Source organism: Klebsiella sp. Q11, assembly GCF_964241505.1.
Taxonomy (GTDB): domain Bacteria; phylum Pseudomonadota; class Gammaproteobacteria; order Enterobacterales; family Enterobacteriaceae; genus Klebsiella; species Klebsiella michiganensis.
Map to the genome: position 1 here is coordinate 426,019 of NZ_CAXSXW010000003.1, position 18,453 is coordinate 444,471.

Below are 18,453 nucleotides of genomic sequence, written 5' to 3' on the forward strand. Positions count from 1 at the left end.
GCCGCTATTTTGCCACAATGGCGCGACGTTCTCCTAATTGCGTAGGGTTACCTGCGCGCAAAGCGCACAAACGAACTACTTTCCGTTATGATATTGAGGTTAATGAATAAGGAGACGAGATGCTGTTGATTGCCAGACGAACCGCCGTTGGCGCGGCCCTGTTATTAATCATGCCTGCAGCGATCTGGATTTCGGGCTGGAAATGGCATCCCGGGCTGTCGGCAGGGACGATGAAGCTGCTGTACTGGGTGACCGAAACGGTGACGCAGCCATGGGGCATCATTACGCACGTTATCTTATGCGCCTGGTTTCTGTGGTGCCTGCGTTTTCGTCTGCGAGCGGCGATAATGCTGTTTCTCATTCTGGCCGCAGCGATACTGGTTGGGCAGGGAATGAAGACGTGGATTAAAGGCCGCGTTCAGGAGCCTCGTCCCTTTGTCATCTGGCTGGAGCAGACGCAGCAGGTGCCGGTCACGCAATTCTACGCGTTGAAACGCAAAGAACGCGCTAAACTGGTGCATGAGCAGCTGGCGCAAGAGCAGCAAATCCCCGGATTTTTGCGCAAGCACTGGCAAAAAGAGACCGGCTTCGCTTTCCCATCTGGCCATACGATGTTCGCTGCCAGCTGGGCGCTGCTCGGCGTTGGTTTACTGTGGCCGCGGCGTCGCTGGGTCACCCTGGTGCTGTTGCTAACGTGGGCGACGGCGGTGATGGGCAGCCGCCTGGCGCTGGGCATGCACTGGCCGCAGGATCTGATCGTCGCAACGCTGATTTCCTGGCTACTGGTGACCCTGGCGACCTGGCTTGCCCAGCGGTTCTGCGGCCCGCTATCGCCGCCGGGAGAAGAGGCGCAGGATATTAAAAAAAGGGCGGCAGCGCCGGAATAATGTTGATATTACCCCTATCAGGCCGCATATCCTGTACTGGTGTCATGCATTTCCATTCCACCGCTGCGGCGAAAATGGTACTTTAATAGGGCTGAACGCGGGATTTTTTCGCGCAACCCATAGAACGGGAAGTCATGTGAAATATTTTCTTATTTTCTTACTGGTGTTAGCCATCTTCGTCATTTCAGTGACGCTGGGCGCGCAGAATGACCAGGTGGTCACGTTCAACTATCTCCTCGCGCAGGGTGAGTTCCGTATTTCGACGCTGCTGGCCGTGCTTTTTGCTGCCGGTTTTGCTATCGGCTGGCTGATCTGCGGTCTTTTCTGGCTACGCGTTCGCGTCTCTCTGGCGCGCGCTGAGCGTAAAATTAAGCGTCTGGAGCATCAGATCGCGCCAGCCAGCGCTACGCCTGCAGAAGCCGGTGTTCCTGCGGTGAAGGAATAATCATTTATGCTGGAGTTGTTGTTTCTGCTTTTGCCCGTTGCCGCAGCGTATGGCTGGTACATGGGGCGCAGAAGTGCACAACAGTCCAAACAGGACGATGCGAGCCGTCTGTCGCGTGACTACGTTACAGGGGTCAACTTCCTGCTGAGCAATCAGCAGGATAAAGCCGTCGATCTGTTCCTCGATATGCTGAAAGAGGATACCGGCACCGTCGAAGCCCATCTGACGCTGGGCAACCTGTTCCGCTCGCGCGGTGAAGTTGACCGCGCTATCCGCATCCACCAGAGCTTAATGGAAAGCGCCTCGCTGACTTACGACCAGCGCCTGCTGGCGGTTCAGCAGCTGGGGCGCGATTATATGGCCGCCGGGCTCTACGATCGGGCGGAGGGGATGTTCAAACAGCTGGTGGATGAAACGGATTTTCGCCTGAGCGCCCTGCAGCAGCTGCTGCAAATTTATCAGGCAACCAGCGACTGGCAGTCGGCGATAGAAGTGGCCGAGCGTCTGGTTAAGCTGGGGAAAGAGAAACATCGCGGCGAAATCGCCAATTTCTGGTGTGAACTGGCGCTGCAGCAAATGGCGGGCAACGATCTGGATAAGGCGATGGCGCTGCTGAAAAAAGGCGCCGCGGCGGATCGCAACAGCGCTCGCGTCTCCATCATGATGGGTCGGGTATGGATGGAGAAGGGCGACTATGCCAAAGCGGTAGAGAGCCTGGAGCGGGTGATTGAGCAGGATAAAGAACTGGTGGGTGAAACCCTGGAGATGCTGCAAACCTGTTACCAGCAGTTAGGGAAAACCGACGAGTGGGAAGCATTTTTGCGCCGCTGCGCGGAGGAAAATACCGGCGCGACGGCCGATCTGATGCTGGCGCAGATCCTCGAACAGCGGGAAGGGGTTGACGCCGCGCAAAACTACGTGACTCGCCAGTTGGAGCGCCATCCGACGATGCGCGTTTTCCATAAGCTCATCGATTACCACATCAATGAAGCCGAAGAGGGGCGCGCGAAGGAGAGCCTGGGCGTGCTGCGCCACATGGTGGGCGAGCAGGTCCGCAGCAAGCCGCGCTACCGCTGCCAGAAATGCGGCTTTACCGCCCATACGCTGTACTGGCACTGTCCATCCTGCCGGTCGTGGTCAACCATTAAGCCCATTCGCGGACTCGACGGGCAGTAATTTTAAAAAAAAGCCGCACTTTAGTTACAACATACTTATGGATTATTATGTCCGTCTCCTCCGGCTACGGCTATTAAGACGTCCGGCAGGGAGGGAAATGCAGCCTGTTATTTTCGGCTTATCGCAGGTAGAATGCTGCCCGTTTACCTTTTTTGCGCCGAACCGGCGCTCATCAACAATTAAGGTCCGGTCATGACGTCTACTGCAACATCTTCTTCCCGCGTTGTCACATCCTCTCCCATCGTCGTTGCTCTCGATTATGATAACCGTGATAAAGCGCTGGCGTTTGTCGACCGTATCGACCCGCGCGACTGCCGGCTCAAGGTTGGTAAAGAGATGTTCACCCTGCTGGGGCCGCAGTTTGTTCGCGACCTGCACCAGCGCGGTTTTGAGATTTTCCTCGATCTAAAGTTTCACGATATCCCGAATACCACGGCGCGTGCGGTCGCCGCAGCGGCAGAGCTTGGCGTCTGGATGGTTAACGTTCATGCCTCCGGCGGCGCGCGTATGATGACCGCCGCACGTGAGGCCCTGCTGCCCTTCGGAAAAGATGCGCCGCTATTAATTGCGGTAACGGTGTTAACCAGCATGGAAGCCAGCGATCTGCAGGATCTGGGCATTACGCTATCTCCGGCGGACCACGCCGCGAAGCTGGCGGCGCTGACCCAGCGCTGCGGGCTGGATGGCGTTGTCTGTTCGGCGCAGGAGGCGGTTCGCTTTAAACAAGAGCTGGGCCAGGCGTTCAAGCTGGTGACGCCTGGCATTCGTCCGCAAGGTAGCGACGCGGGTGACCAGCGGCGCATTATGACGCCGGAACAGGCGCAGGCGGCGGGGGTAGATTACATGGTGATTGGTCGTCCGGTAACGCAGTCTGCCGATCCGGCCGCCACCCTGCGCGGTATCAACGCATCGTTGAATAAGGGGGTATGATGAGCGATTCCAACAGTCGTCTGGTTTATTCAACGGACAGCGGTCGTATTGATGAGCCCAAAGCGGTACAGGCGCGTCCGAAAGGGGACGGTATCGTACGTATCCAGCGCCAGACCAGCGGGCGCAAGGGGAAGGGCGTGTGTCTGATTAGCGGAATAGATGAAAGTGACGACGCGCTGGCTAAGCTGGCTGCCGAGCTGAAAAAGAAATGCGGCTGCGGCGGGGCGGTAAAAGATGGCGTGATTGAGATTCAGGGCGATAAGCGTGACTTGCTCAAATCGCTTCTGGAAGCCAAAGGCATGAAGGTTAAGCTGGCTGGCGGTTGATTAATAATAAGGCCACGATAAATATCGTGGCCTTTATTTTTGTGCTGGTGTACTGGTCAGCAAATATAAACTTTCATTTTATTGTTCGTGGTTAATATTATTTACCCACCTGGTGGCCGATAATCCCGCCGACTGCCGCGCCGCCGAGGGTACCCAGGGTGCTGCCATCCGTTAATACCGCACCGCCCAGTGCACCGGCACCTGCGCCGATAGCGGTGTTACGGTCGCGTTTAGACCAGTTAGAACAAGCGCTCAGAGACATTGCAACAGTGACGGCCAGAACCACAGCGGCCATTTTTTTGTTCATTGAAGTCATCATTTTTTTTCTCCTGAATAATCTATTCATGGATACAACTTCCCTTAAGCATAGCTTGTTACGCCAGCCCGGGGGGTATTCCATGAAGCTTTAGTTGCGCAGGTGTTGCTCTATTCACGCAGGTGATAGTTACTTCCTGTTATATCGCTAACATTAATTCTACTTTCTATAAATTTTTCAGGCAGGTAAAAAGTCTGAATTCAGGTGTCAGAAAAGTCTCAGACCAGGGCGATGCCGGGGAGAGCCCGGCAAAGCGGCGTTAAGGCAGAAATAAGGATCAGGGATGGTTAACGATATCGACGGCTAAACCGCACTGGGTTAACTGGTTGCGCACGGCATCATTGAGATTATCATCGGTGATAATGCGGTTGAAGCGCGCTATCGGGCCGAGCGGATAGGGATGAACCACGTTGAATTTCGAGCTATCGCTGAGCACAATCGCTTCACAGCCCTTTTCAAGCACCGCGTTGACCACGTCAGCACGCATCATATCCCGTCCGGTAAATCCGGTTTCAGCCTGCCAGCCGTCAATGCCAATAAAGGCCTTGCTGAAGTGGACCTGCTGAATAAACTGGCGGGTTAGCGGACCCACCATACTTTCACTGCGCTTTTGATAGATCCCGCCCAGCAGGATGACTTCTCCGGGCGTCTCTTTCAGCAGATGCGCGATATAGCTGCTGACGGTGATGATAGTGATATCGCCGCGCTCGGCAAGCGTACGGGCGAGCAGGGCGTTGCAGCTCCCGTTTTCGATAAATACCGTTTCCCCGGACGAAACGAGCGTAGCGGCCCGCGCAGCCAGCTCTCGCTTAATGGCGAAGTTGGTCATCATGCGGGTTTCCACATCTTCACTATCCAGCGGAACGGCGAAGCCGTGGGTACGCCGCAGGTAGCTCTGTTTCTCGAGTGAATTCAGATCCTGGCGAATGGTGACTTCAGAGACACCGGTCATCTTCGCGAGATCGGCCACGCTCATACGGCCTTTATCGATGACCATTTGCAAAATACTTTGTTGTCGGGCGTTCATAGCAACTTCGCAGTTAAGGGCTATTTGGGCGCGATCGGCCCTGGATGGCCGATGGCGACGATGAAGATTATCAAATTTCCCACGGCGCTTTAGGCTGACCGGGTTTATTTTCCTGCTCGTCGCTGGAAAGCGCCTGCAGTTCAGCTTTCAGAATTTCCAGATTATGGATTGCGGAGTGATAATCCCCGGCAACCAGAATATCCAGCACGGTATCGATTCGTTGGGCGAGCAGGCGGGCATTCAGATCTGACATGGCGTTATCCTGGTTACAAATGTGAATAAAATCAATGATGCTAAAAACGGATGAAAAAGAGAAGCGAAAAAAACGCACAAACTAACTCATCTACAATGATTCGTGGGCAACGCGCAGAAAAACAACGGGAAGGGCTAAAATGCGGCTCCATATAAGGGAGCCGCACAGGTGAATTATCAGGCGGCTGGACGCGCAATCACGCTACGGGTTTCCATGCGCACTTCGGCAATCGTGACGTCGATAACATCCGTGACTTTGTAGACGACTTCGCCTTTGATCTGCACGGTGCCGTTTTCCTGGCTGCACACCAGTTCATCGCGCACGGCGTGAAGGAACGGCGCCGGGATAAAGGCAACCGCGCCGTTATCAACCAGACGCACGCGCATGCCGCCGCGGCTGACATCGATAATCTCAGCTGCAAAACGGGTAGTGGTGCCGGCCTGCGGATTCAGATAGCGGGCGTACAGCCAGTCTCCAACATCGCGCTCCGCCATGCGGTTGAGGCGACGGCGTTCAGCCATTTGGATCGCAACGTCATCCTGCGGGCGGGAGATCGCTTCCCCTTTGATAATCGCTTTCAGCAGACGATGGTTAATCATATCGCCGTACTTACGGATCGGGGAAGTCCAGGTCGCATAGGCCTCAAGACCCAGGCCGAAGTGCGGGCCCGGCTCGGTGCTGATTTCCGCAAACGACTGGAAGCGACGAATACGGCTATCGAGGAAACCAGACGGCTGCGCGTCCAGCTCGCGACGCAGCTTGCAGAAGCCTTCCAGCGTCAGCACTTCCACCGGGTCAACGTGCACATCGTGAGTCTTCAGTAAGGCCGCGAGCTGCTCGGTGTTGGCCGGATCGAAACCGGTGTGGACGTTATAAACGCCGAAACCGAGTTTGTCGCGCAGCACGCGGGCGGCACAGATGTTGGCGGCAATCATTGACTCTTCAACGATGCGGTTGGCGATACGACGCGGTTCGGCGACGATATCCAGCACTTCGCCCTTGTCGCCAAGCACAAAGCGGTAATCCGGGCGGTCCTTGAATACCAGCGCGTGGTTTTTACGCCATTCGCTACGACGCAGGCAGGCCTCCTGCAGCAGCTTAATTTGCTGGGCGATAGTCTCGCTTCCCGGCTGCCAGCCACCGTTATTTTCCAGCCAGTCGGAAACATCATCGTAGGCCAGCTTCGCTTTCGACTCGATGGTCGCCGCGAAGAACTGAATATCATCTTCGATGGCGCCGTCATCCGCGAGGATCATGCGGCAGGCCAGAACCGGGCGAACCTCGTTGGGGCGCAGAGAGCAGAGGTCGTCCGAGAGCTCGCGCGGCAGCATCGGAATGTTGAAGCCCGGCAGATAGTTAGTAAAGGCGCGAATTTTCGCCGCGTTGTCCAGCTTGCTGCCTTCGGCAATCCACGCGGTCGGATCGGCGATAGCGACGGTCAGATGCAGCTTGCCGTCAGCGGTTTGCTCAACGTACAGCGCATCGTCCATATCTTCGGTGCTGGCGCTGTCGATGGTCACGAAAGCCAGGGCCGTTAAATCACGGCGTTCCAGACCTTCATCAAGCATCTCGGTCGCCACGCCGTCCGGCGCTTCTTTTTCCAGATTATGACGCGCCAGGGTGACCCACCATGGAACGAAATGATCGTCGCCGTAGGTAATGTACTGGGTGAGCTCAGCGTAGAAACCGCGGTCGCCTTTCAGCGGATGACGGCGCATTTCGGCAACGGCCCAGTCACCCTCTTTAAAATCATGCTCTACGCCGCGCGCGGCGCGGCAAGGAATGGCATCTTTCAGCAGCGGATGGTCAGGAACGATGGAAAGACGATCGTCTTTCTTATGAACTTTGCCGACAAAACGCGTCAGGAACGGCTCAACCAGTTCTTCAGGCTCAGCGCTTTCGCGTTCCTTTTCAGTATTGACCACGGCGATAATACGATCGCCATGCATCACTTTTTTCATTTGCGGCGGCGGAATGAAATAGCTTTTCTGCGAGTCGACTTCGAGGAAGCCAAATCCTTTTTCCGTCCCCTTAACGACCCCTTCAACGCGCGGAGTCTGGGAATGCAGTTGCTGTTTAAGCTGCGCTAGCAGCGGGTTGTCCTGAAACATAATTTCGTATTTTCGTGGCTAAAAGAGCGGCTGACATTTTTACGCGAATATGCCTGCCGCAGCAAGCGCTGTTTCAGCATTTTACGTCTCCTGACGTACATTCCCGAGGGCGATTTTTAGCCGATTCATCCAACCGCACAGCCCGCACCAGGCGAGTAGATCGATAGCCGCGCTACGGGAAAGCCCGTAATCAGTGAGGGGAGTTAGCTGGGCGGCGCTGAAGCGGTCGGGCGCGCGGGTCAAAAGCTGTACGGATTGTAGAAGCTGGCGTTCCATTGACGGGTTGTCTCCCCATGGCTGGACGCCGGATTCATTACCACGCAAAGCGTCCGTGAGATCGGCTAAATCTGGACATCGCGAGGCCCACGCGTTAAAGCAGCTGATGCTGCCATTAATCCGCGCAGCGATCAGCGCCACCTGCGCGGCGAACGGTTGCCGATCGCTGAGGTGGAACAGGAGCTGCTCCTGCAGAGCCAGAGGAGGTTCCTGAGCCGCCAGCAGCGGGGCCAGTTCAAACAGGCCCGGATGTTTTCGCCAGTTCGCTAAAAGAGACTGGCGCTCATCGTCGGCATAGCGTAAGTCCGCGTCGTCAAGTCCTGGCTGCCAGTCACTCTCCCTCGTGACGAAAAGCGCTTCCGGGGCATCTTCCTGCTGCGGCATGCCGGGGATCCAGCGCACCGGGTAACCCAGCGCGGCATGGAAGGCGGCGATAGCGCGGGCCTGGAAGCTGATAAAGCCAATAATCTGATTGATAAGGATAATATCGCGACTGGTCAGGCCGACTTCGTCCAGCTGGCTGCGGGCGAGCGCGTTGATCAGCGAAGGAGAGCTCGCGAGCTGACGCGCGTACTGGGTAATTTGCGCCAGACGACGGTTGCTCTCACGCGAGGAGTCCGGGCCGGGAAGCGGCGCCAGGCGAGCGGCGTAGTGATTACACAGGCGCTGTACGCCATAAACCTGGGCGACGGTCAGCGCCGTACTTAGCCGGTCATAGGCGCTAAATGTCTGTAGACGGTTAACCGTCACTGACGCGGGAAAGAGGGCATCTGCCAGCCGACGGGCCGGCGTAAGCCAGCGCGCATGCGCCTCGAGCAGCTCCCGGGGGAGAGTCAGATCGAGTAGAAAACGATCTTCGACATGGGCGGCTTCAGGGACGAGCGGCAATACATCCACCGGGCAGATTGTTGACTGGGTCTCATGATACCAGTGGTTTTTGCCGTTAACGCGGCGTTGCTCCATGGGCGTTCCTTGTTCGGTATGTGGCAAACCGCCGTTTCGCGGTCATGCTATGCGGAACTATCCTGGCTTAACCCTGGAGCGGGAGAAAATATTGATCCGTGCTAACAAATAGCGGATTGGAATAACAGAAGGAAAGCGCGGGGGAAATACCCCTCCTCGCGGGCGCGAGGAGGGTAACGAACTTATTTCAGTTCCAGCTCGTTCATGGCGGCGATGCTGAAGCCGCCGTCAACGTGAACGACTTCGCCGGAGATGCCGGCAGACAGGTCGGAGCACAGGAATGCTGCGCTGTTGCCCACGTCTTCAGTGGTGACGGTGCGACGGATCGGGGTGACCGCTTCGCAGTGCGCCAGCATCTTACGGAAATCTTTAATACCGGAAGCCGCCAGGGTACGGATCGGACCGGCAGAGATGGCGTTAACGCGAACGCCTTCCGGGCCCATGGCGTTCGCCATATAGCGCACGTTAGCTTCAAGAGAGGCTTTCGCCAGACCCATCACGTTGTAGTTCGGGATGGCGCGCTCTGCGCCCAGGTAGGAGAGCGTCAGCAGGGCGGAGCCCGGGTTCAGCATACCGCGGCAGGCTTTCGCCATCGCCACAAAGCTGTAGGCGCTGATATCGTGAGCAATTTTGAAACCTTCACGAGTCACCGCGTTAACGTAGTCGCCGTCCAGCTGGTCTGCCGGCGCAAAGCCGATAGAGTGGACGAAACCGTCGAACTTCGGCCACACTTTTGCCAGCTCGGTGAACAGAGACTCGATGCTCTCATCTTCCGCGACATCGCACGGCAGGACGATATTAGAGCCCAGCGCGGCGGCAAATTCTTCCACACGACCTTTCAGTTTTTCGTTCTGATAGGTGAACGCCAGTTCAGCCCCTTCACGGTGCATGGCTTGCGCGATGCCGTAGGCGATGGACAGTTTGCTGGCAAGGCCAGTCAACAGAATGCGCTTACCGGAAAGAAAACCCATAGCTTTTAATCCTTATCGTTATTGCGTATTTTTACTTTAACAATCATTTGGTTAGCATTGTTATTTCAAAATAACTCAAATTTAGCCGGGAATTATATCCCACTGACGACCCCTTTGTCACGATATTTTTCAGCCATTCGCCACGTCATATCGCGCTTTGGCTACCGCGTATACAAGAGTATACCATCGGATATGACGGCGACCTGGCGCTAGCTCCGTGCAAATTACGCCTCGGTTTATTTACCGTCTTTACGCCAGGCATCGGCAGTCAGCGCCTCGCCGAAATGGCCGGCAATCAGGCGTTTTGTCAGCTCGTGCAGCGGAGACGCCAGAACGTCGGCGGTGCTGCCGCGTTCGACCACTTCGCCCTGATGCATCACCAGCACCTGATCGCTGATGTGCTTCATCATGCCCAGATGCTGAGTCACGTAAATGTAGGAGATACCCTGTTTTTCCTGCAGCTCCAGCATCAGGTTTATCAGCTGCGAGCGCATTGACATATCCAGCGACGCCAGCGCTTCATCGCAGACGATGACCTTCGGACGCAGGATCAGCGCGCGCGCCAGGCCCAGACGCTGTTTCTGCCCCGGCGCCAGCATATGCGGGTAGTAGCTGACGTGGTCCGGCAGCAGGCCAACCATTCGCAACGTTTCGATAATCTGCTTCTGCCGCGCTTCGGGTTCGAGGTCGGTATTCAGGCGCAGCGGAAAATCGAGGATTTGCGAAATACGCTGCCGAGGATTGAGCGAGGTCGACGGATCCTGAAAGATCATGCGAATCTTCTGGCTGCGGAAAGAGTAATCGCCAAACGCCAGCGGGCGATCGTCAATCAGCAGTTCGCCGGTGCTGGGTTCGACCATTCCGGCGAGCATTTTTGCCAGCGTTGACTTGCCGGATCCGTTCTCGCCGATAATCGCCAGCGTCTGGCGCTCGCGCAGGGTAAAGCTTAGCGGCTTAACCGCTTCCACCGTTTGCCGATGAAACCAGCCGGTGCGGTAGCGAAAGGTCTTACTCAGATTGCGCACTTCAAGCAATGTTTCGACCATTTCACTCTTTCTCCATGTTCAGCGGGAAATGACAGGCATAGAGGTGGTTACGGGCGCCCACCAGCCGGGGCGTTTCGATACATTCGCGCTGGGCATAGGGGCAGCGCGGCCCGAGCCGGCAGCCGATGGGCAGCTGTTCGAGCAAAGGGATCGCCCCCGGCAAGGTGTTGAGCCGACTCTTGTGCGGCATGGCGCTGCCGAAATCGGGAATCGCCCGAATCAGCGCCTGCGTGTAAGGGTGATGAGGAATCGTCACCAGCTCTTCGCTCGGCGCGGTTTCCACCGTCTGCCCGCAGTACATCACGTTGATTTTGTCCGCCCATTTACTGAGCATCTGCATATCGTGGCTGATCAGCAAAATGGTGGTGTTGTTGTTTTGGTTCAGCCGCGTCAGCAGGCGGATGATTTGCGCCTGCGTTGTCGGCTCCATGGCGTTAGTCGGCTCATCGGCGATCAGCAGCCGCGGCTGGTTAGCCAGCGCGATGGCGATCATGACCTTCTGGCACTCTCCGTCCGTCAGCTCGTAGGGGAAGCTGCGCATCGCATCTTTATGATCTTTGATCCCCACGCGGTGCAGGAGCTCGATGGCGCGCCGCTTGCGCCAGCCCAGGCGCTGCCACCAGCGTCCTTTAAAGGTCCAGCCGGGGATATTCTGCGTTAATTGCTGGCCGATCCGTTCGGAAGGGTCGAGACAGGATTGCGGCTCCTGAAAAATCATTGAGACGTTGTGGCCCACCAGCTTACGCCGCTCGCGCACCGACAGACGCAGCAGATCGATGTCGTCGAAGCGCATGCGGTCGGCGGTTACCCGCCAGTTGTCCTTGGTGACGCCGCATATCGCTTTAGCTATTAAGCTTTTGCCGGAGCCGGACTCCCCTACGAGGCCGCGTATTTCCCCCTCGGCGAGTGTCAGGCTGACGCGATCGACGGCTTTTACCCAGCCTTCGTTGGTCTTGAATTCAATGGTTAAATTACGGATGTCGAGTAACGGCATTATTCCACCCCGGCGATGATGGCGCGGCGGATCCCGTCGCCCAGCAGATTAACCAGCAGGACGCTTATCATGATTGCCGCACCCGGCAGCATCACCGTCCACGGCGCCACGTAAATCAGCTCCAGCGCGTCGCCGAGCATCGCTCCCCATTCGGGGGAAGGCAGTTGAGCGCCGAGATCGAGGAAGCCCAGCGCAGCGATATCCAGGATCGCCATCGACAGCGCGCGGGTGATCTCGGTGACCAGGCCTGAGGTAATATTCGGCAGCACCGCGAACCATAAAATATTCAGGGTCGAGGCCCCGTCAAGGCGGGCGGCGATAACGTACTCTTTTTCCAGTTCGTCATGCACCATGCTGTAGACCGAACGCACCATCCGCGGCAGAAGCGCCAGCCAGACGGCGAACATCGCGTGGCTGAGGTGCGGCCCGGCGAAGGCGACCACGATAATGGCCAGCAGCAGGGACGGGATCGACAGCAGCGTGTCAAGAATATGGTTCATCACCGCCGACCGCAGGCCGTGGGTAGAACCGGCAATCACGCCAAGCACCAGTCCCAGCAGGGCGGCGCCCAGCGTCACCACAAACGCGCCGCCGACCGTCGGCGCCGCGCCGCTCAGCAGGCGGCTCAGGACGTCGCGACCGAGATCGTCGGTACCGAGAAAGAACGACACTTCGCCGTACCGCGACCAGGACGGCGGCAGCAGCTGGTAGCCGAGAAACTGCTGGTCGATGCCGTAAGGAGCGAACCAGCCGCCGAAAACGCACAGCAGCGCCAGCGCCGCACAGCCGTACAGGCCGATCATGGCGGTCGTATCGCCGTAGAATTTTCGCCATACGGTGCGCAGCGCACCCGGCGGGCGCTTCTCCAGATAGACGCTATCGTAGGGCATACCATTCCTTATGTTTCAGTGGGTTAGCCATAGCACCCAGAATATCGGATATCACGTTCACAATGATCACCAGCGCGCCGATGACCATCACGCCCGCTGAGATCGCGGCGTAGTCCTGTTGGCGAATCGCGTTAATCAGCCAGCGGCCCAGCCCCGGCCAGCTAAAGACCATTTCGGTAATCATCGCCAGCGTTAGCATGGTGGAAAACTGCAGCCCCAGGCGCGGGATCACCGGCGGCAGGGCATTGTGCAGGACGTGGCGGTGTAAAATCGTCCGCCGTGATACGCCGCGGGTGGCGGCGGCTTTGACATAGTTGGTGTCGTATACTTCACTGGTGCTGATACGCATCAAACGGATCACTTCCGTCGTCGGCGCTACCGCCAGGGTTAGCACCGGCAGCACCATGTGGCGCGCCGCGCTGACGATCATTTCATGGCGCCACGGGGAGTCGGATAGCCATGCGTCGATCAGCGCAAAGCCGGTGACCGATTTCACTTCATACAGCAGATCGAAGCGTCCGGAGACCGGAAACCAGCCCAGGGTAAGGGAGAAAAACAGGGTCAGCAGCAGCGCCAGCCAGAAGACGGGAATCGAAAAGCCCAGCAGCGCCAGGGCGCTGATCAGGGTATCTTGCCATTTGTTGCGCATAATGCCCGCCAGCATACCGACGGGGATCCCGATCACCAGCGCGAAGCCGAAGGCGAGGATACAGAGCTCCATGGTGGCGGGAAAGACCTCTTTAAGCTGCTCGGAAATCAGCTGACCGTTGATGCTGGAAACGCCGAAATCCCAGTGCAGCACGCCCTCAAACCAGAATAGCCAGGCGTTCCACAGCGAGGCGCCCTGCAGCGGCGCGTGGGGCGTAAAATAGCTCAGGCTAAAACCGACAAAGGTCAGCAGGAAGAGGGTAATCAGCAACAGCAGCAGGCGACGCAGAGTAAAAATAATCATGGTTTTTTCACCTCGTCTTCTTTTTCCCGCGAGACGCCTGCGAAAGAGGCGTTGCCAAACGGGCTCAGCACCAGGCCTTTCATGTCGTAACGATAGGCCTGCAAACGCAGGGAGGAGGCCAGCGGCAGCACCGGCAGTTCATTGGCAAGAATGCGCTGCGCCTCTTTATAGGCCTCAATGCGCGAGGCCAGCTGCTGCGAAGTGAGCGCCTTTTGCAGCACCTCGTCGAATTCGCGATGACACCAGTGAGCATAGTTGGTTTGTGAGGTAATCGCCGCGCAGCTCAAAAGCGGACGGAAAAAGCTGTCCGGATCGTTACTGTCCGTTGCCCAGCCGGACAGCGTCAGGTCATGACTCATATCCATTAATCTGGCCTCCTGGAAGCGGCCTTCGACCGGCACAATAATCACCTTCACGCCAATTTGCGCCATATCCGCCTGAATAAGCTCGGCGGTTTTCAGCGGGCTGGGGTTCCAGGCCTGCGAGCTGGTTGGCACCCACAGCTTAAGCGTTAGATTTTCCAGCCCCAGGGCTTTCAGCCGGGCTCGGGCTTCCGTGGGGTTATATTCGGTGATCCTGGCGTCGTTATCGTAGGCCCAGGAGGCGCGAGGCAGCATAGACGCGGCGGTTTCCGCGGTGCCGTAGTAGATCGACTGCATCAGGCGCTGATTATTGATGGCCAGCGCCAGCGCATGGCGCACCTCAGGATTATCGAGCGGCGGCTTAGCGGTGTTAAACGCCAGCCAGGCGATGTTCATTCCCGGGCGCAGGGTCAGGCGCAGACGCGGGTCGTCACGCAGAATAGAGAGCTGGCTTGCGGCGGGCCAGGCCAGCACGTCGCATTCGCCGGTCAGCAGTTTTGACAAGCGGCCGGTGCCGCCGGAGCCGAGATCGACCACCACCTGCGGCATCAGCGGTTTACCGCGCCAGTAGGCCGGATGGCGCTGCAGGCGAATGTACTGACCGCTGCGATACTCCTCCAACTGGAACGGACCGGTGCCGACCGGTTGCCGGTCGATCAGTTCCTGGCGATCGTTCTGCGCCAGCTTCGCGGCATACTCTGCCGACATCACCGAGGCGTAGTGGGTGGCCAGGTGCCACAGGAACGAGGCGTCCGGGCGTTTGAGGCGAAACTCGACGGTATGACTATCCAGCTTACGCACGCTTTCCACGCTGTCGGCAAACTGTAAGCTATCGAAATAGGGAAAGCTGCTGCCGTTAACGTTGTGCCACGGGTGGTCGCGATTAAAAATGCGGCCAAAGGTGAAAATGACGTCATCGGCATTAAAATTACGGGTCGGTTTGAACCAGGCGGTGGTCTGAAAAGGCACGTTGTTGCGCAGGTGGAAGCGGTAGGTTGCGCCGTTGTCCAGCACCTCCCAGCTTTCTGCCAGTTCGGGAACCAGGCGATAAGTATAGGGGTCGACGTCAAGCAACCGGTCGTAGAGCTGGGCGGCCAGGGTATCGACAATCAGGCCGCTGCTGACCTTTTGCGGGTTGAAGGTGTTGACCTGACCGCTCACGCAATAAACGAAGCCGCTATCGCGAATATCCGCGTGCGCAGGCAGCGCTGGCGCGGCAAAAGCTTGCCCGTACAGCATACATACCGCTGCCAGGAGAGAAGACAATTTCAGGCGCATAGTTTCTTTTTGATTATAGAGCAAGGCTCTATCTTATTAATATTAAATAACATTTACCACCACCTTCTTGCTCATGGAGATAATATAAGCGAGGGCTGCGTCGGTTATTTGACCAACTGATTCAAATTCATACCGCTTATTAACTTCGAGTATACCTCGTAAATCATCCGACGTTTGTCATCAGGCAAGCGAGGGTTTGAGCAAAGCGTATTTTCGATTCATCTGCCGCACGGCTTGAGGAAGCTATGGGTATTGAGCATGGCGCTTATTTGCGTCGAAGCCCCGATATCCGCCACATGGTATCTTTTTATTGGCGGTTTCTCCAGCCAGCCGTGGCTGTACGGCTGGCTGGCGGTCGGGGCGCTACAGGGGAAGGAGTCGGTTATAGCGGGCGATATAATCTTTGGGATTAATTTCCAGCTTTTCGCCATCGTAATGGTGGGCAACATAAGTACGCAGTACCAGGCCGCTGTTTTGCGGCGAAATTGTCCAGCCCTGTTGACGATATGCATCTTCGGTTGAGCGGATAAGCAGGTCCGAAAAGATCATCATGACCGAGAGCGCCGGCGCGCGGTGGCTTTTCATGGTATGGACCAGGCTAACGTGCGCCGCATAGCGGCCGAGTGTTGAAGGATTAACCGGAATCATCTTTATTTTCAGTCCATTGAGTCATGATGCGCTGATGATAGTTCACATGAGAATATCTTGCTAGTTACAATTTTTTAACCGCATGCGAACGGGCTGCCGCGCAAGCAAAAGCTATTTTTCACGGCACAGACCGCTTGCAGAAAGAAGCAGGGTAGTGACGCTGTCACTTTTCAATCGCCGAGCGGCGTGAATTCATAAAGCGCCAGCGCATTGCTCTCCAGCGAATCGACAAGCTGCCAGCGGTCGCTATCCGGCGTCTCTTCACTGACGCGCAGCGCCGGACGCGCTCTGTGCATCAGCCAGCGATAGTCCTCATCGTCCGGCCCGCTTTGGCTGCGAAAGGCCTCAAACAGCGGGAAGAGCGCGCCATGGTGCCGATCGAACAGATGATGTTTGATTCGCCAGCGTCCTTCAAGACCGAGCAGGCGCACGCTCCAGGGCTGACTAAAGCGCTGGATAAACGCCTCCTCGCTGGAAAGCCAGGGATTGAAAACTACCGTGTTGCGCAGCAGTAGCTGATAATGGCCGTTATGGCGCAGCAGCAGCAAGTTCTTGTCGTTGATCACCACCTCGCCCCGCAGCCTGCGCCACAGCCATAGCACCCAGTAGACCGGTCGCGGCAGACCGTGGAGATAGTGCAGCGCCAGGCTGGAAGTATCCAGCTTGCCGTTGGCGCGGGCTTCCCCCTGCAGCCCTGAATTCAGCCAGAACCCCGCGAGCCAAACCTGATCCGCCAGTCCCAGCAGATTATCCATCAGCAGCGCGCCGCGAAAGAAACGGCCGTTGGTATCGCGGGTATCGCCGGTGAGGGTATTCCACGAGAGCAGCCAAAGCGGCAGCAGGAGCTGCCGCTGGCGCAGCGCGCTATGAAGTTTGCGCAATTTGTGTACCGGATAGTTTTCGCTGGCGGCCAGTTTCTGGCTATCCGCCTGCGCGAGATCCAGCAGTTCATTAGCATCGGCCTGGCAGGCCAGAAAATCCGCCTCGACCAGCAGCGGTGAACGCAGAAGGGGATCGTCCTCCACCTGTTGAGGGAAACGGTGCCAGATCCCCAGCGTCGACTGCGGCGATAGCCTCTGCAGGATCGTCTTTTGTTGCCGCCAGGCGTGCTGGCGGGCCTCGTCGCTGGCCTGAGGGGACCAGTGCCAGACGAAGTGCCAGCTGGCGAGGGTTGCCGGCGGAAAATGGTTAGCGGACAGAGAGAGGAAACGTTGCAGCAGGTCGCCGCGGGTGGTGAGCCCGGTATGCAGTATCACCGCCAAGCCCTGGGTCGCCAGCCAGCTAAAAATGCGCTGCAGGTTATACCAGCAGGCATACCCGGCCATTTGCGGATCGTCCCAGCCGGTGCCGAACAGGCGGCTGCTGAGAAACGGATCGTGAATATCGATGGCGAATATCGGCAGCGCGTCGTGCAGCTGTTCCAGTTCGCGGCGGACATCCTCGCGCAGCAGGTCGTCCAGTTCGCGAACGGTAATCACCATTCGGGTGTGACGCAGCGGCGCGCCGCGCGCCGGGAGTTCGCGAACATCGAGATGGCGGGTTTGTTGGGGGCTGAGCCGCAGCGGCGGGCTATCCAGACCGTAGGTTTGCGGCGCGTTTAGCCGGGCGTACAGCCGATCGATTGACACCGGCTGCCATCGCTCGGTCTGCTGTAGGTGCGGGCGGAGAGATTCGACTGCCGTCTGCGGGTGCTGCTGGCGGAACTGGCGCGGCGTCAGGCCGTGCTCGCGTTTAAACAGGTCGCTCATCACCCGGCTGCTGGCAAAGCCCTGCTGCTGAGCGATCTGCTGTATCGATTGACGCGTCGTCGTCAGCTGCTCCGCGGCTTTGCGCAGGCGCAGCCCGGTGATGTACTGCATAAAGCTGACGCCCACCTCTTTGCGGAACAGACGCGAGAGCCAGGCCTCAGAAACAAACTCCGCGGCGGCTATCTCCTGCAGCGACAGGCGCCGTTGATAGTTGGCGTCGATTCGCGCCACCACTCTGTTTATTCGCTGGCTCCAGCGTTCGGCTCCGCGAGGCGCCTGGGCGGTGAGGGGACGGCTGAAGCGTGACGCCAGCAGGAGAGCAATTTCGCTAAGCCAGCGGTTGGCCTCCAGCCGGTAGTGGGCCTGCGGATTGACCAGACCGAGGACCAGCAGCTGGCGCATCAGGTAGCGCAGGGTGTCTTCGGCATCGGGCGTTTCGCTGCTGCTCTGGTAAGCGGAGGCAAAAAAATCGCCGTCGAGGCGGGTCAGCCATCCGGCGTTCAGCGACAGCGCCATCACGACGTTCGCCGTCTTGCTGTGCAGGCTCCAGCGGCGATGACGATTCACTATCGCCAGTTCATCGGCCTGCAGGTACCGACCCGTCTCGCCATCGCGGAGTTCGACGCTGCCCTCAAGCAGCCATAGCAGCGTCAGAGCATCGTTTTCCTGCTGGCTCAGCTGCCGGATATCGCGAACCACAACCTGAAAGTCGCCTGAATGATGCTCCACCGTCGCCTCCTGAAGACAAAAAACAGCACGTCATTTTTTGTCATAACCGTTTTGTATGAAAAACACTCATTAATAATCCGTCACTATAAAACAAAAAAGCGCATTTTAAAGCCAACAGGGATGCA

The 18,453-nt window shown here is 57.5% G+C and carries 18 protein-coding genes; 5 read left to right on the top strand and 13 right to left on the bottom strand.

Annotated features, from left to right (window positions below; translation table 11 throughout):
- Positions 1-119: 119 nt before the first annotated feature.
- The 5 genes from pgpB to yciH all read left to right on the top strand — a co-directional run bounded on the left by pgpB (position 120) and on the right by yciH (position 3,764).
- A complete protein-coding gene (gene pgpB, locus ACESQ2_RS06745) occupies positions 120-887 on the top strand; it encodes a phosphatidylglycerophosphatase B (RefSeq protein WP_046877380.1) in 768 nt (255 codons plus the stop codon).
- A 136-nt stretch (positions 888-1,023) separates the two neighbouring features.
- A complete protein-coding gene (locus tag ACESQ2_RS06750; RefSeq protein WP_014229014.1) occupies positions 1,024-1,332 on the top strand; it encodes a LapA family protein in 309 nt (102 codons plus the stop codon).
- A gap of 6 nt (positions 1,333-1,338) precedes the next feature.
- Entirely contained in the window at positions 1,339-2,508 is a 1,170-nt protein-coding gene (lapB, locus tag ACESQ2_RS06755; RefSeq protein ID WP_004850164.1) for a lipopolysaccharide assembly protein LapB, read from the top strand.
- A 192-nt stretch (positions 2,509-2,700) separates the two neighbouring features.
- Positions 2,701-3,438, top strand: coding sequence for an orotidine-5'-phosphate decarboxylase (pyrF, locus tag ACESQ2_RS06760; protein ID WP_014229016.1), 738 nt, complete (start codon positions 2,701-2,703; stop codon positions 3,436-3,438).
- Positions 3,438-3,764 (top strand): stress response translation initiation inhibitor YciH, encoded by a 327-nt coding sequence (yciH, locus tag ACESQ2_RS06765; protein WP_014229017.1) that lies wholly within the window; start codon positions 3,438-3,440, stop codon positions 3,762-3,764. The genes pyrF and yciH overlap by 1 nt, the downstream gene beginning before the upstream one ends.
- A gap of 97 nt (positions 3,765-3,861) precedes the next feature.
- Here the strand turns inward: yciH and osmB are convergent, their stop codons facing one another.
- From osmB to ACESQ2_RS06830, 13 genes are all read right to left on the bottom strand, one after another.
- Complete coding sequence (osmB, locus tag ACESQ2_RS06770; protein ID WP_004139496.1) at positions 3,862-4,080, bottom strand: osmotically-inducible lipoprotein OsmB; 219 nt, start codon at positions 4,078-4,080, stop codon at positions 3,862-3,864.
- A 277-nt stretch (positions 4,081-4,357) separates the two neighbouring features.
- The gene (locus ACESQ2_RS06775) at positions 4,358-5,107 is read right to left on the bottom strand and encodes a DNA-binding transcriptional regulator YciT (RefSeq protein WP_014838218.1); all 750 of its coding nucleotides are present in this window, start codon (positions 5,105-5,107) and stop codon (positions 4,358-4,360) included.
- A gap of 70 nt (positions 5,108-5,177) precedes the next feature.
- Positions 5,178-5,360 carry a hypothetical protein gene (locus ACESQ2_RS06780; RefSeq protein WP_004121231.1) on the bottom strand — a complete coding sequence of 61 codons (183 nt, stop codon included), beginning with the start codon at positions 5,358-5,360 and terminating at the stop codon, positions 5,178-5,180.
- Between the two features lie 176 nt (positions 5,361-5,536).
- Positions 5,537-7,471 carry an exoribonuclease II gene (locus tag ACESQ2_RS06785; RefSeq protein WP_014229019.1) on the bottom strand — a complete coding sequence of 645 codons (1,935 nt, stop codon included), beginning with the start codon at positions 7,469-7,471 and terminating at the stop codon, positions 5,537-5,539.
- Between the two features lie 81 nt (positions 7,472-7,552).
- Entirely contained in the window at positions 7,553-8,710 is a 1,158-nt protein-coding gene (locus ACESQ2_RS06790; protein WP_046877379.1) for a carboxymuconolactone decarboxylase family protein, read from the bottom strand.
- Between the two features lie 182 nt (positions 8,711-8,892).
- Complete coding sequence (gene fabI, locus ACESQ2_RS06795; RefSeq protein WP_004121225.1) at positions 8,893-9,681, bottom strand: enoyl-ACP reductase FabI; 789 nt, start codon at positions 9,679-9,681, stop codon at positions 8,893-8,895.
- Between the two features lie 236 nt (positions 9,682-9,917).
- Positions 9,918-10,727: a putrescine export ABC transporter ATP-binding protein SapF gene (sapF, locus tag ACESQ2_RS06800; RefSeq protein WP_004850180.1), complete on the bottom strand. Its 810-nt coding sequence runs from the start codon at positions 10,725-10,727 to the stop codon at positions 9,918-9,920.
- Position 10,728: 1 nt separating this feature from the next.
- On the bottom strand, positions 10,729-11,721 hold the full coding sequence (gene sapD, locus ACESQ2_RS06805) for a putrescine export ABC transporter ATP-binding protein SapD (protein WP_014229021.1): 993 nt from the start codon (positions 11,719-11,721) through the stop codon (positions 10,729-10,731).
- The gene (sapC, locus tag ACESQ2_RS06810; protein WP_004139490.1) at positions 11,721-12,611 is read right to left on the bottom strand and encodes a putrescine export ABC transporter permease SapC; all 891 of its coding nucleotides are present in this window, start codon (positions 12,609-12,611) and stop codon (positions 11,721-11,723) included. Before sapC ends, sapD begins: the two co-directional genes overlap by 1 nt.
- Positions 12,598-13,563, bottom strand: a complete 966-nt coding sequence (sapB, locus tag ACESQ2_RS06815) for a putrescine export ABC transporter permease SapB (protein WP_014229022.1) — start codon at positions 13,561-13,563, stop codon at positions 12,598-12,600. Before sapB ends, sapC begins: the two co-directional genes overlap by 14 nt.
- Positions 13,560-15,203 (bottom strand): ABC transporter substrate-binding protein SapA, encoded by a 1,644-nt coding sequence (gene sapA / locus ACESQ2_RS06820; protein WP_004850192.1) that lies wholly within the window; start codon positions 15,201-15,203, stop codon positions 13,560-13,562. Before sapA ends, sapB begins: the two co-directional genes overlap by 4 nt.
- Before the next feature lie 363 nt (positions 15,204-15,566).
- Positions 15,567-15,851: a hypothetical protein gene (locus ACESQ2_RS06825; protein ID WP_345911174.1), complete on the bottom strand. Its 285-nt coding sequence runs from the start codon at positions 15,849-15,851 to the stop codon at positions 15,567-15,569.
- Positions 15,852-16,021: 170 nt separating this feature from the next.
- Positions 16,022-18,328: a helix-turn-helix domain-containing protein gene (locus ACESQ2_RS06830; protein ID WP_373170248.1), complete on the bottom strand. Its 2,307-nt coding sequence runs from the start codon at positions 18,326-18,328 to the stop codon at positions 16,022-16,024.
- Positions 18,329-18,453: the final 125 nt, after the last annotated feature.